This window comes from Thioclava sp. UBA3469 (assembly GCF_002378135.1).
Classification (GTDB): domain Bacteria; phylum Pseudomonadota; class Alphaproteobacteria; order Rhodobacterales; family Rhodobacteraceae; genus Thioclava; species Thioclava sediminum.
Window position 1 is genome coordinate 1 of record NZ_DFRG01000196.1, and the last position, 12,650, is coordinate 12,650.

13 protein-coding genes are annotated in these 12,650 nt (G+C 65.1%); all 13 read left to right on the forward strand.

Annotated features, from left to right (window positions below; genetic code table 11):
- The coding region (locus B3D39_RS14140; RefSeq protein ID WP_286789820.1) for a P-II family nitrogen regulator at nucleotides 1-309 on the forward strand (309 nt) is incomplete at its 5' end.
- Nucleotides 310-380: 71 nt separating this feature from the next.
- Nucleotides 381-1,787 carry a type I glutamate--ammonia ligase gene (gene glnA / locus B3D39_RS14145; RefSeq protein ID WP_078520902.1) on the forward strand — a complete coding sequence of 469 codons (1,407 nt, stop codon included), beginning with the start codon at nucleotides 381-383 and terminating at the stop codon, nucleotides 1,785-1,787.
- A gap of 281 nt (nucleotides 1,788-2,068) precedes the next feature.
- On the forward strand, nucleotides 2,069-2,500 hold the full coding sequence (locus B3D39_RS14150; RefSeq protein ID WP_274963016.1) for a glyoxalase superfamily protein: 432 nt from the start codon (nucleotides 2,069-2,071) through the stop codon (nucleotides 2,498-2,500).
- Between the two features lie 80 nt (nucleotides 2,501-2,580).
- Nucleotides 2,581-3,135, forward strand: coding sequence for a sugar O-acetyltransferase (locus B3D39_RS14155; RefSeq protein WP_274963017.1), 555 nt, complete (start codon nucleotides 2,581-2,583; stop codon nucleotides 3,133-3,135).
- A 79-nt stretch (nucleotides 3,136-3,214) separates the two neighbouring features.
- Nucleotides 3,215-4,144, forward strand: a complete 930-nt coding sequence (gene fabD, locus B3D39_RS14160; protein WP_078601266.1) for an ACP S-malonyltransferase — start codon at nucleotides 3,215-3,217, stop codon at nucleotides 4,142-4,144.
- 220 nt (nucleotides 4,145-4,364) lie between these two features.
- Nucleotides 4,365-5,102 (forward strand): 3-oxoacyl-[acyl-carrier-protein] reductase, encoded by a 738-nt coding sequence (gene fabG / locus B3D39_RS14165; RefSeq protein WP_274963031.1) that lies wholly within the window; start codon nucleotides 4,365-4,367, stop codon nucleotides 5,100-5,102.
- 215 nt (nucleotides 5,103-5,317) lie between these two features.
- A complete protein-coding gene (locus B3D39_RS14170; protein ID WP_075775036.1) occupies nucleotides 5,318-5,551 on the forward strand; it encodes an acyl carrier protein in 234 nt (77 codons plus the stop codon).
- 104 nt (nucleotides 5,552-5,655) lie between these two features.
- Nucleotides 5,656-6,228, forward strand: a complete 573-nt coding sequence (thpR, locus tag B3D39_RS14175) for an RNA 2',3'-cyclic phosphodiesterase (protein ID WP_274963018.1) — start codon at nucleotides 5,656-5,658, stop codon at nucleotides 6,226-6,228.
- 120 nt (nucleotides 6,229-6,348) lie between these two features.
- A complete protein-coding gene (locus B3D39_RS14180; RefSeq protein WP_274963019.1) occupies nucleotides 6,349-7,758 on the forward strand; it encodes a GGDEF domain-containing protein in 1,410 nt (469 codons plus the stop codon).
- Nucleotides 7,759-7,879: 121 nt separating this feature from the next.
- Nucleotides 7,880-9,142 carry a beta-ketoacyl-ACP synthase II gene (gene fabF / locus B3D39_RS14185; RefSeq protein ID WP_274963020.1) on the forward strand — a complete coding sequence of 421 codons (1,263 nt, stop codon included), beginning with the start codon at nucleotides 7,880-7,882 and terminating at the stop codon, nucleotides 9,140-9,142.
- The gene (gene mltG, locus B3D39_RS14190; protein WP_274963021.1) at nucleotides 9,142-10,308 is read left to right on the forward strand and encodes an endolytic transglycosylase MltG; all 1,167 of its coding nucleotides are present in this window, start codon (nucleotides 9,142-9,144) and stop codon (nucleotides 10,306-10,308) included. The genes fabF and mltG overlap by 1 nt, the downstream gene beginning before the upstream one ends.
- A 202-nt stretch (nucleotides 10,309-10,510) precedes the next feature.
- Nucleotides 10,511-10,831 carry a hypothetical protein gene (locus B3D39_RS14195; RefSeq protein WP_078540609.1) on the forward strand — a complete coding sequence of 107 codons (321 nt, stop codon included), beginning with the start codon at nucleotides 10,511-10,513 and terminating at the stop codon, nucleotides 10,829-10,831.
- Nucleotides 10,761-12,650, forward strand: a 1,890-nt coding sequence (locus tag B3D39_RS14200) for a phage tail protein (protein WP_286789821.1), incomplete at its 3' end; no start/stop codon positions are given. The genes B3D39_RS14195 and B3D39_RS14200, both read left to right, overlap by 71 nt.

A 12,650-nucleotide genomic window follows, 5' to 3' on the forward strand; every position in this document is an offset into this window, starting at 1 on the left:
TTCAAGCTCGACGAGGTGAAGGAGGCGCTGCACGAAATCGGCGTATCCGGCATCACCGTGACCGAGGCCAAGGGTTTCGGGCGCCAGAAGGGGCATACCGAGCTTTATCGCGGCGCCGAATATGTCGTGGATTTCCTGCCCAAGGTGAAGATCGAGATGGTGCTGCCCGACGACCTCGTCGACGCCGCCATCGAAGCGATCACGAATGCCGCGCGCACCGAGAAGATCGGCGACGGCAAGATCTTCGTCTCTCCGATGGAGCAGGCGATCCGTATCCGCACCGGCGAGTCGGGCGACGACGCGCTGTAACTTCCGCCATTCCCGCCGGGCCTCGTTGCGGGTCCGGGGATAACCCAAGCTCAACGAAAGGGTAATGTGACATGAGCATCAAGGACGCTCTCAAACTGATGAAGGACGAAGACGTCGAATACGTCGACGTTCGCTTCACCGATCCGCGCGGCAAGCTGCAGCACGTGACGCTGATGCATACCGAGGTCGACGAAGATTTCTTCGAAGAAGGCTTCATGTTCGACGGCTCCTCGATCGCGGGCTGGAAGTCGATCGATCAGTCCGACATGAAACTGATCCCGGACGCGTCCTCGGTCTATATTGACCCCTTCTACGCCGAGAAAACCATGTGCGTGCACTGCACCGTGGTCGAGCCCGACACCGGCGAACCCTATGCCCGCGACCCGCGCGGCACCGCCGAGAAGGCCGAAGCCTATCTCGTCGCCTCGGGCATCGGTGACTCGGCCTTCTTCGGTCCGGAAGCGGAATTCTTCCTCTTCGACGACGTGAAGTTCTCGGTCTCGATGAACAAGGTCTCCTACGAGGTCGACGCGCTCGACGCGGCCTGGAACACCGACACCGATTACGAGATGGGCAACATGGGCCATCGTCCGGGCGTCAAGGGCGGCTACTTCCCGGTCAACCCGGTGGATGACGCGCAGGACCTGCGTTCGGAAATGCTCTCGACCATGAAGCGCATGGGCATGAAGGTCGACAAGCACCACCACGAAGTGGCCTCGTGCCAGCACGAGCTGGGCCTGATCTTCGGGACGCTGACCAAGCAGGCCGACGACATCCAGAAGTACAAATACGTGATCCACAACGTGGCGCACGCCTATGGCAAATCGGCGACCTTCATGCCGAAGCCGATCGCGGGCGACAACGGCACCGGCATGCACGTGAACATGTCGATCTGGAAAGACGGCAAGCCGCTCTTCGCAGGCGACAAATATGCCGACCTGTCGCAGGAAGCGCTGTACTTCATCGGCGGTATCCTGAAGCACGCGAAGTCGCTCAACGCCTTCACCAACCCGTCGACCAACTCCTACAAGCGTCTGATCCCGGGCTTCGAGGCTCCGGTTCTGCGCGCGTATTCGGCTCGCAACCGCTCGGGTTGTGTCCGTATTCCGTGGGCTGAATCCCCCAAGGCAAAGCGCGTCGAAGCCCGTTTCCCCGATCCGTCGGCGAACCCCTACCTGTGCTTCTCGGCTCTGCTGATGGCTGGCCTCGACGGCATCAAGAACAAGATCGATCCGGGCCCGTCCTCGGACAAGGACCTCTACGATCTGCCGCCGGAAGAACTGGCCTCGATCCCGACCGTTTGCGCCTCGCTGCGTGAAGCGCTCGAGACGCTGGAAGCCGATCACGAGTTCCTGCTGGCCGGTGACGTGTTCACCAAGGACCAGATCGAGGGCTACATCGCACTGAAGTGGGAAGAAGTGTACGCGTTCGAGCACACCCCCCACCCGGTGGAATACAAGTACTACTACTCCTGCTAAACGGGAGAGGGACAGTGATAGGAAGGGGCGTCCGGTCGGGCGCCCCTTTCGCTTTGGGGCCTGAGATATGGCGCTTTCGCATCGCCCGACGCGGGGTAAGGCCCCGCCACTTGACAGACGCACCTGCGCCGCCCATCTGTCGGGCCTTGGCTGCCGGATGCCTGCCGCCCGCGGGGTGTGACCCTTGGTGAAATCCGGTTCACGATCGCTCTCCATTCTTTCGGGGGCTCTTCGGCAATGCGGGCCCCGAAGCGGTGGATCATCCCCGTGGAGACGAGACAATGACTGTGAACACAGTGAAAGACGTGAAGGCGCAGGCGCGCCGTCTGGCCGATGCAATGGCGCAGGCGGGCAACCCGGTTGCGCTGTCGAAAGCCTATGAGCTGACCGCGCAGGCGGCGGGTCATGCCGATTGGAACACGATGGTGGCGGCGCTGCGACGTGCCGAACCGGCAGCGCAAGCGAAGGGCTATGCCCTGGGCGATGCGGTGCGCGGGCGCTATCTGGGCCATCCGGTGAGCGGGCGCGTCCATGCGCTGCGCCGCAAGGGCGAGACCCATTACGACATCGAGATCGCGCTGGACGAGCCGGTCGATGTTGTTGAAAGCGCTGCGTTTTCCTCGATGCGGCGACGCGTACGTGCGACGATCGGCGCGGATGGGCGCTCGATCGGGCGGCGCTCCGACGGGGTCGCGCATCTCGAACTGGACTGAGGAGAAGGGGCGCATCCAGCGCCCCTTTTTCTTTGCGCGCGGCTGGGGCAGGATCGTCCGGCGATGGGAGGGGAGGGATCATGCGCTCTGAGAAGGACAAGATGCTGGCGGGCGAGCTGTATCGCGCCGAGGGGCCGGAGATCGAAGCCGATGTGGCCCGGGCCGCAGCGTGGATGGATCGGTTCAACGCCACCGTCGGGCACAGTGCCGAAGAGTGCCACGCGCTGCTGACGGAGCTATTCGCGGACGTGGGGCAGGGCGCGCGCATTCGCCCGCCATTTCATTGCGATTACGGCAGCAATATCCGGCTCGGGGCCGGGGTCTTCCTGAATTTCGGCTGTGTCATTCTCGATGTGGTCGCGGTCACGATCGGCGATCGGACGCAGATCGGGCCGAAGGTGCAGATCCTGACCGCAGATCATCCCCGCGATCCGGAGGCGCGCCGGACGGGGCTGGAATTCGGACGGCCCGTGCGGATCGGCGAAGATGTCTGGATCGGCGGCGGCGCGATCCTTCTGCCGGGTATCACGGTGGGCGATGGCGCGTTGATCGGTGCGGGGGCTGTCGTGACGCGCGACGTGCCTGCGGGCGCTACGGTCGCGGGTAACCCGGCGCGGATCATCGGTAAGGCTTGAGGGGGGAGAGGGGCAGCGAACTTGCCCCGCCGCGCCCTTCTCGCTAAGGGAAACCAAAGATCAATCAGGAGGATCAGGCATGAGCCGCGCATTCGTATTCCCCGGTCAGGGCGCACAGGTCATCGGCATGGGCAAGGCATTGGCCGACGCCTATCCCGCGTCGAAAGCGGTGTTCGAAGAGGTCGATGAGGCGCTCGGGCAAAAGCTGAGCACGCTCATCTGGGAAGGCGAGCAGGACGAGCTGACGCTGACCGCCAACGCGCAGCCCGCGCTGATGGCGACCTCGATCGCGGCTTTGCGCGCGCTGGAGGCCGAAGGCTATGCGGTCACCGATGCGGCCTATGTCGCGGGTCACTCGCTGGGCGAATATTCGGCGCTTTGCGCGGCGGGTTCGCTGAGCCTCGCCGACACCGCGCGCCTGCTGCGCGTGCGCGGCGATGCGATGCAATCGGCTGTGCCGGTGGGCGTGGGCGCGATGGCCGCGATCCTCGGGCTCGATTTCGAGGCCGCGTCCAAAGTCGCTGCCGAAGCCGCGCAGGGCGAGGTGTGCCAGGCGGCCAACGATAACGATCCGAGCCAGGTCGTGATCTCGGGCGACAAGGCGGCGGTCGAACGCGCCACGGTGCTCGCCAAGGAAGCGGGCGCGAAACGGGCCGTGATGCTGCCGGTCTCCGCCCCGTTCCACTGCGCGCTGATGCAGCCCGCAGCCGATGCGATGGATGCCGCGCTGGCGGGCGTCGAGATCAAGGCGCCGGTGGTGCCGCTGGTCGCCAATGTGCGCGCCGAGGCGGTGAGCGACCCGGCCCTGATCCGCGAGCTGCTGGTCGAGCAGGTCACGGGCTCGGTGCGCTGGCGCGAGAGCGTGGCGTGGATGGCCGGTCAGGGCGTCGACGAAATCTGGGAAATCGGCGCGGGCAAGGCGCTGTCGGGCATGATCCGCCGGATCGCGAAAGAGGTGACCTGCCGCGCGGTCGGCACGCCGGAGGATATCGCCGCGCTGAAGGGCTGAGGGCTGCGCCGGGGGATCCTCCCCCGGACCCCCTGGGATATTTTCGTCAAGAGGAAGCGCAGGCCGACCGGTTCGAAAGCGAATTGGTCGGCTTTTTCATACGTTTGTGATCGCGATGGGCTGTCGCCCCGATGTGCGCAACCATGGCGTGTAGCACTTAGAGTTCCCTAACGGCGCTTTCGCTGCTAAGAGAGCGCCAACTTAGATATGAGGTAGCATGATGTTCGATCTGAAAGGCAAACGCGCGCTTATCACCGGGGCTTCTGGCGGGATCGGCGCAGAGATCGCGCGGGCCCTCCATGCGGGCGGTGCGTCGGTGGCACTGTCGGGCACGCGGGTCGAGCCGCTCGAGGCACTGGCTGCCGAGCTGGGCGAGGGCGCGTATGTCTGCCCGGCGAATCTGAGCGACCCTGAATCGGTCGAGGCGCTGCCGAAAGCGGCGATCGAGGCGATGGGCGGCTTGGATATCCTCGTGAACAATGCCGGCATCACGCGGGACCAGCTGACGATGCGGATGTCGGACGAGGATTGGCAATCGGTGATCGACGTGAACCTGACGGCGGCGTTCCGCCTGATGCGTGCGGTTCTCCGCCCGATGATGAAAGCGCGCTGGGGCCGGATCATCAACATCACCTCCGTCGTCGGGCAGACCGGCAATCCCGGTCAGGTGAACTATGCGGCCGCCAAGGCGGGTCTTGTCGGCGCGTCGAAATCGCTCGCGCAGGAAGTCGCGACGCGCGGCGTGACGGTGAACTGCGTGGCGCCGGGCTTCATCGAGACGCCGATGACGGAAAAGCTCACCGAAGCTCAGAAGGACGCGATCCTGTCGGGCATCCCGGCCGGGCGCATGGGCACGCCGGAAGAAATCGCGGCTGCGGTGCGCTACATCGCAAGTCCCGAGGCGGGCTACGTCACCGGTGCGGTGCTGCACGTCAATGGTGGCGGGACGATGGCCTGACGTCTTTGTGACCCTAGGGCACGAAGGCCTTTGATAGGATAGAGAAACGTCTTGCCATGGGCCACGGCAATCGCTAAGAGCGCTGCAGACGGGCCGGGCGTAAAAGCCACGGCTCTGAATTGCGGTCTTCGGGTTGACCCGGGGCGCGCGGGTTGAGACGCTCGTATTCGAGCAAGCATGAACGGGCTAGGCCCTATAAACTTTGAGGAATTGACATGAGCGACATCGCTGATCGCGTGAAGAAGATCGTCGTGGAGCATCTCGGCGTGGAAGAGGACAAGGTCACTGAGAGCGCCTCGTTCATCGACGACCTCGGTGCGGACAGCCTCGACACGGTCGAGCTGGTCATGGCCTTTGAAGAAGAGTTCGGCATCGAGATCCCCGATGACGCCGCCGAGAACATTCAGACCGTCGGCGATGCGGTGAAATTCATCTCGGAAGCGCAGTAAGCCTTTTACGGCTGACGCTGAGAGAGAGTTAAGAGCGGCGCTTCGGGGAACCGGAGCGCCGCTTTTCTTTTGCGCGAAGCGCGCGTGCGTTCGGGGGAGGGAAGATGCGGAGTTTCGTCGCGATCGAGCTGCCCGAGGCGCAAATCGAGGCCATCGAGCGGTTGCAGCAGGCGCTCGGCGCGGGTCGGATCGTGCAGCCCGAGAACCTGCATCTGACGCTGGCCTTTCTCGACGAGATCGACGCAGGCCAGCTCGAGGCGCTGGACGAGGGGCTGCGGGCCATCGACTGGGCGCCCGGGCCGGAGGTGGTGCTGGCGGGGCTGGAGATTTTCGGCAGTGCCGCGCGACCGGAGGCGCTGGTGCTGAGTGTGCAGGCCGATCCCAACCTCGACCGTTGGCACCGCGCGGTGATGGGCGCCGCGCGTCTGGCGGAGATCGACCTGCCGCGGCGCCGGTTTCGTCCGCATGTCACCCTGGCGCGGTTCGGCAAGCGTGCGAGCCCGGGGGATTTGCTGCGGCTGGGGCGACTCATGGCGGCGGAAGGCGCTGTGAAGCTGCCCGCTTTCGCGCCCGAGCAGGTGGCGTTGATCCAGTCCACGCTGGGACACGGGCCGCCGCGGCATGACGTTTTAATGCGCTATCCGGATGAAAAATCTGTGCAATTCGCGAAGACCTGACCGAAAGTGCAATCGTGCCCGCGCGGCTGTTAACCCTTCGTTAACGAATTAGGCGTCCCTTGGAGAGGTCGCGGGTGCTTATGTAAAATGCCCTTCTGCCCGCGCAGTTGAGGTCACGTTATGTCTGTGTTTCGCCGGGCTCGGGTTCTGATCCGTCCTCTTTTGGTTTTCGCCGCCGCGCTTGCGGGGTTGGCTCTGCTGGCGCAGATGGCCACCGCGCTGTCGGGCGAGGATATGGTCGTGCGCGCGCTCACGTCGTGGAACGCGATGGGCGCGTGGACGGCGCTGGCCATTCTGGCGATGGCGGGCGCGATTGCTTTTCGGCGCGAGGCGCCGAATGTGGCGCGCGGGCTGGCGGCGGGAACGCTGTTGTTGTGCCTGTTCTCGAACTTTGCGGAGGTCTATGACCTGAGCGGCGCGGGGGCGATCGGGGGAGGCGCGGCCGCGCTCTTGGGGATTACGGCGGCGGGGTTCTTCGCGCTGGAGGCGGGCGCTTATCTGTTTGGAACGATTGCCTATCTGACGGTGTTCGGCGGGGCTTTGATGTACCTGCTGTCGCACAGTATCGCGACCAGTCGGCTGGCGGAGGGCGTGTCGATCGGGGCGGCGCTGGCGATCATGTGTCTCGCCTATGCGGGGCTCATCTGCCGCAGCGATCGTGGGGTGATGCGGGTGCTGCTCAACGAGCATGCCTCGGGGCGGCAGGCACGGGCGCAGATGCTTCTGGGGGTCGTCGCGCCCTTCCTGCTGGGCACGTTCTATCTGCTCAGCGATCAGGGGAGTCAGGTGCGCGCGGAGCTGCTGTTGCTGGTCGCGACCATCGTGGGGGTGAATATCGGGCTGATCATCCTGATGGCCGTGTCACTGGAGCGGGTGGATCATGCGCGGCGCAAGGCCGAGCGGGAACTGGTGAACCGGGCGATGCGCGACGGGCTGACGGGGCTGTTCAACCGGGAGATGCTCGGGCGACGTTTCGCGCAGTATTACACGCAGGGGATGCGCGAGCAGGTGCCTTTCACGGCGCTGATGGTCGACCTCGACCATTTCAAGCAGATCAACGATCTGGGCGGGCATTCTCTGGGTGATCGCGTTCTGCGCCGCACGGCGCGGGCGATGCGGGCGCAGCTGCGGCTGGAGGATACGATGGCGCGGGTCGGCGGCGAGGAATTCGCGGTGATCCTGCCGGGGGCGGGGCTGGTCGAGGCGCTCGAAGTGGCGGAGCGGCTGCGCGCCTGTGTGGCGGGACTGCGTTTCGAGGATCAGTACGGCGCGGCGCTGCAGGTCACTGTCTCGATCGGGGTGGCCGAATGGGAGCGCGGCGAGGAGCTGCGGAGCCTCTATGCGCGCGCCGACGGGGCGCTCTACGCGGCGAAGAATGGCGGGCGCGACCGGGTGTTGCTGGCGCCGCCCACCGCTCAGATGCGCTGCACCGCGCTGACGCTGCCGCCTCTGAGCGCGGGGCGGGCGCCTACGGCTGTGCCGACGCTCCCGGCACGGCAGACTGAACCGGTTCGCGCCCCGCAATGCTAGCCCCCTCACGCGCCGTCCGTCCTGAACGGTAACCCGCCTGTCGCAATGGGTTATGATTGCGCCTTTGCGCGCCCCCGTGTATCAGGTCTGCCAAGATATTTGGCTGAGAAAGAGGTCGGGCATGCGTCGGGTAGTAGTCACGGGTCTGGGAATGGTCACGCCGCTGGCTTGCGGCGTCGAGGAGACCTGGTCGCGGCTTATCGCGGGACAATCGGGGGCGGGGACGATCTCGCGCTTCGATGCGTCCAATGTGACCACGAAATACGCCTGCGAGATTCCGCTGGGCGACGGGTCCGACGGCACGTTCAATGCCGATGACTGGATGGAGCCGAAAGAGCAGCGCAAGGTCGACGATTTCATCCTCTACGGGATGACCGCGGCGACGCAGGCGGTGAAGGATTCCGGCTGGGAGCCGCAGGACGAGGAAAGCCGTCTGCGCACCGGTGTGATGATCGGCTCGGGGATCGGCGGCCTCAGCTCGATCGCGGATACGGCCGTTCTGATCAAGGAAAAGGGCGTTCGCCGCGTCAGCCCGTTCTTCATTCCGGGGGCGCTGATCAACCTCGTCTCGGGGCAGGTCTCGATCCGCTTCGGCTTCAAGGGCCCGAACCATGCGGTCGTCACCGCCTGTTCGACCGGCGCGCATGCGATTGGCGATGCCGCGCGTCTGATCATGCTGGGCGATGCCGATGTGATGGTCGCAGGCGGCGCGGAAAGCCCGATTTCGGAGATTGGCATCGCGGGCTTCAACGCGTGCAAGGCGCTGTCCACGAAGCGCGGCAACGAGCCGGAAGCTGCGAGCCGTCCGTGGGATGCCGATCGCGACGGGTTCGTGATGGGCGAGGGCGCGGGCTGCGTCGTGCTGGAGGAATACGAGCACGCCAAGGCGCGCGGCGCGAAGATCTATGCCGAAGTGCTGGGCTATGGCCTGTCGGGCGACGCCTATCACATCACCGCGCCGTCCGAAGATGGCGATGGCGGCTTCCGCGCGATGAAAGCTGCACTGGAGCGTGCCGATCTGAACCCCGATCAGGTGGATTACATCAACGCGCATGGCACTTCGACCATGGCCGACGTGATCGAGCTGGGCGCGGTGCAGCGCCTGCTGGGCGATGCGGCCTCGAAAGCCACGATGAGCTCGACCAAGTCCTCGGTGGGCCACCTTCTGGGGGCTGCGGGCGCTGTGGAGGCGATCTTCTCGATCCTCGCGATCCGCGACCAGATCGCACCGCCGACGCTGAACCTGGAAAATCCGCCGGAAGAGGCTGTGATCGACCTCGCGCCGAAGGCTGCGGTCAAGCGCAAGATCGACGTCGCGCTGTCCAACAGCTTCGGCTTCGGTGGCACCAATGCGAGCCTCGTGATGGGCAAGGTGGATAGCTGATGTGGCGTAACATCGTCTCGAATTTCCTGACGCTGCTGATCGTCATTCTCGTCGCGCTCGGCGGTTTGGTCGCTTGGGCGAAGAACCAATATGTCGAGCCCGGACCGCTGGCCGAGGCGATGTGTCTGCGCGTCGCGCCGGGCGAAAGCCTGCAGGGCGTGTCGTCTACTCTGAAAGACAAGGGGGCGATCTCGTCCTCCTATCTGTTCCGCACGGGCGCGCAATATGAGGAAAAGGCCGACAAGCTGAAATTCGGCTCCTACCTGATCGAGCCGAACGCCTCGATGCAGTCCATCGTCGGGCAGATCACCGCGGGTGGTCCGTCGACCTGCGGCTCGGAACTGGTGTTCCGGATCGGGGTGAACGGCAACGAAGTGCTGCTGCGCGAGCTGGACCCGACCACGGGCGATTATCAGAAGGTCGCGGAATACAATCCCGAGAGCGAGAAACCGCCCGAAGGGTTCGAGGACAAGGCCGACCGCGTCGATGTCCGCACCCGCGTGACGGTGGTCGACGGCGTGACCAGCTGGCAGATCGTGCAGGGGCTGCAGGAAGCGAGCTTCCTGTCGGGCAAGATCGACGGGGTGCCGGGCGAAGGCACGCTCGCACCTGACAGCTACGAGGTGACGCGCGGCGCCGACCGGCAGGCACTGATCGATCTGATGGCCGATCGCCAGTCGAAGATCCTCGCGGCCGCTTGGGACGGACGTGCCGAGGGGCTGCCCTATGACAATCCGCAGCAGGCGCTGACCATGGCGTCGATCGTCGAGAAGGAAACCGGTGTGCCTGAAGAGCGCCCGGAAGTGGCGAGCGTCTTCATCAACCGCCTCGAGAAGGGGATGCGTCTGCAGACCGACCCGACGGTGATCTACGGCGTGACCGAAGGCAAGGGTGTGCTGGGCCGCGGTCTGCGCCAGTCCGAGCTGCGCAAGGCGACGCCCTACAACACCTATGTCATCGACGGGTTGCCGCCCGGACCGATCGCGAATCCGGGCAAGGCGGCTATCGAGGCGGCGATGCATCCCGATTCGACCGACTACCTGTTCTTCGTGGCCGATGGCTCCGGCGGACATGCGTTCTCGAGCACGATCGAGGAGCATAACAAGAACGTAGCGAAGTGGCGCGAGATCGAGAAACAGCGTCAGGAAGATGCGTCAAGCAACTGATAAATCAGAAAGAACCCCGGTTTTCGCCGGGGTTCTTTTTTGACTGGAGTGCACAACCCAGAATTTAGAGCTTGACTTTGCGAACGCTCTCGAGTAGAGATTTGACATGCTAGGAGAAGTGGGCAAGCGCCGCGGGGAAACCCGACGGCGTTTTTTCATGTCTCTCGAACGGACCAACTTGGAACGGGTGGGTTCGTCAGTGATGCAAGACAACAAAGTGAATGAGGCGGGGGCGCCGGTCGATCTTCTGGATCAGACCGAAGCGCTCTATCGGGACGTGGCCGAGGAGCTGGCGCAGGCGCTGCAGGGGGTGCGGCGCGGCGACATATCCGAGGCGAAAGCGGCGGTGCAGGCGGTCAAGGACCTCCGCACCGCTTTTCATTTGGTGATGGAGGAGCGATCTCGTGTCGAGAAACTCCGCAGACAGCTGGCAGGTGTCGCCGCCGGACGCGATGGCGCGCTCGACTTCGATGCCGCCAGAGCTGAAATCGGGCGCCGCCTGGCTCGCCTCCGCGACGCCTGAGAGCGTCGAGGCGTTTCTCGACGGGCTCGACGACAATGCATTGCTCGCGCTGCCCTGGATCTTCGAGTTCTGGGCGTTGGATCATCAGCTTCCGCCCGAAGGGGATTGGAAGTCCTGGGTGATCATGGGCGGACGCGGCGCGGGCAAGACGCGGGCCGGGGCCGAGTGGGTGCGTGCGCAGGTGGAAGGCGCACGCCCGCTCGACCCCGGGAAGGCGCGGCGCGTGGCGCTGGTCGGCGAGACCTTCGATCAGGTGCGCGATGTGATGGTGATGGGGGAGAGCGGGATCTTGGCCTGCTCTCCGCCCGACCGCAGGCCCGATTGGGAAGCGGGAAGACGGCGGCTCGTCTGGCCGAACGGGGCGACGGCGCAGGCCTTCTCGGCCTATGAGCCCGAGGCGCTGCGCGGCCCGCAATTCGACGCGGCCTGGGTCGATGAAATGGGTTGTGCGGCCATCGACAAGGGGACGAACGAGCCGAACAAGTTCCTCGATCCGAAAAGCTCGGAAAGCGCGCTGCCGCATTACTCGGATGGGCGGCGCGATGATTACATCCAGATGCAATATCTGCGGGCGATGACCGAATATTGGGGGGATGCGGCCAACAATCCGCTCTCGGAATATTACGGCGGGACGATGGTGGATATGGCGCGCGCCCATGTCTGGGCGTGGGATGTCCGACCCTATCCGCAATTTCCCGGTCTGCCGGAGGTATGGGACGACGCGGCGAACTACGCACGGGGGCATTGGATCTCGGGGCGGGCGACAGCACAGCCTCTGGCGCATGTCGTGGGCGAGATTTGTGCGCTCGCGGGGGTCGAGGTGTTCGATGTGAGCGCGTTGCATGGGGTGGTGCGCGGATATGCGATGCCCGGGGGGATCACACCGCGCGGTGCGCTGCAGTCGCTGAGCCTGATCTACGGTTTCGATGCGGTGGAGCGCGACGGGGAGTTGGTGTTCCGGATGCGTGATGCGTCGGTCGATGCGGAGGTGGCGCCTCCGCTGCTGGCGCTGGATGGCGACGATCAGAGCCTTGAGACGCGCCGTGCGCCGGAGGCGGAGATCGCGGGGCGCGTACGACTGGCCTATGTCGAGGCCGATGGTAGCTTCGAGGCCCGCGCCGTGGAGGCGATTTTCCCCGACGAGGAAAACGGCCCCGCCTCTGCGAGCGAGGCGCCCCTGGCGCTGACGCGGGCGGAGGGAATGCGTGTCGTGAACCGCTGGCTCTCGGAGGCGCGGGTGGCGCGCGATACGGCGCAGTTCACGCTTCCGCCGTCGATGGGGTGGCTAGGGCCGGGGGATGTCGTGCTGCTGCAGACCGAGGAGGGTGCGCGGCGCTACCGGATCGACCGGATGGAGCGCGCCGAGGCGATCCGCGTGGAAGCGGTCCGGGTCGAGCTGGGGATCTATGAGGCCTCGGAAGAAACCGACGAGGTGGCGCGGATCGAGAGCTTCACGCCGCCTGTGCCGGTCACACCGGTATTCCTTGATTTGCCCTTGCTGACAGGCGCGGAAGACCCGTATGCGCCGCATCTGGCGGTGACGGCCAGCCCTTGGCCGGGGGCGGCAGCTTTGTATTCCGCGCTCGAGGATGCGGGCTATGCGCTGAATACCAGGATCGAGACGCAAGCGGCGATTGGGGTGACGCAGACGATCTTGCCGCATGCGCAGAGCGGGCTCTGGGATCGCGGGCCGAGCCTGCGCGTGAAGATGCTGTCGGGGGCCTTGGAGAGCGTGAGCGAAGAAGGTGTGCTGGCGGGACTGAACGCGATGGCGATCGGGGATGGCTCGTCTGATCGCTGGGAGGTGTTCCAGTTCCGT

Coding starts and splice junctions, on each gene's coding strand:
- glnA (WP_078520902.1), top strand. CDS start 381: ATGAGCATCAAGGACGCTCTCAAACTGATGAAGGACGAAGACGTCGAA.
- mltG (WP_274963021.1), top strand. CDS start 9,142: ATGTGGCGTAACATCGTCTCGAATTTCCTGACGCTGCTGATCGTCATT.
- fabG (WP_274963031.1), top strand. CDS start 4,365: ATGTTCGATCTGAAAGGCAAACGCGCGCTTATCACCGGGGCTTCTGGC.
- B3D39_RS14150 (WP_274963016.1), top strand. CDS start 2,069: ATGACTGTGAACACAGTGAAAGACGTGAAGGCGCAGGCGCGCCGTCTG.
- fabF (WP_274963020.1), top strand. CDS start 7,880: ATGCGTCGGGTAGTAGTCACGGGTCTGGGAATGGTCACGCCGCTGGCT.
- fabD (WP_078601266.1), top strand. CDS start 3,215: ATGAGCCGCGCATTCGTATTCCCCGGTCAGGGCGCACAGGTCATCGGC.
- B3D39_RS14155 (WP_274963017.1), top strand. CDS start 2,581: ATGCGCTCTGAGAAGGACAAGATGCTGGCGGGCGAGCTGTATCGCGCC.
- thpR (WP_274963018.1), top strand. CDS start 5,656: ATGCGGAGTTTCGTCGCGATCGAGCTGCCCGAGGCGCAAATCGAGGCC.
- B3D39_RS14180 (WP_274963019.1), top strand. CDS start 6,349: ATGTCTGTGTTTCGCCGGGCTCGGGTTCTGATCCGTCCTCTTTTGGTT.
- B3D39_RS14195 (WP_078540609.1), top strand. CDS start 10,511: ATGCAAGACAACAAAGTGAATGAGGCGGGGGCGCCGGTCGATCTTCTG.
- B3D39_RS14170 (WP_075775036.1), top strand. CDS start 5,318: ATGAGCGACATCGCTGATCGCGTGAAGAAGATCGTCGTGGAGCATCTC.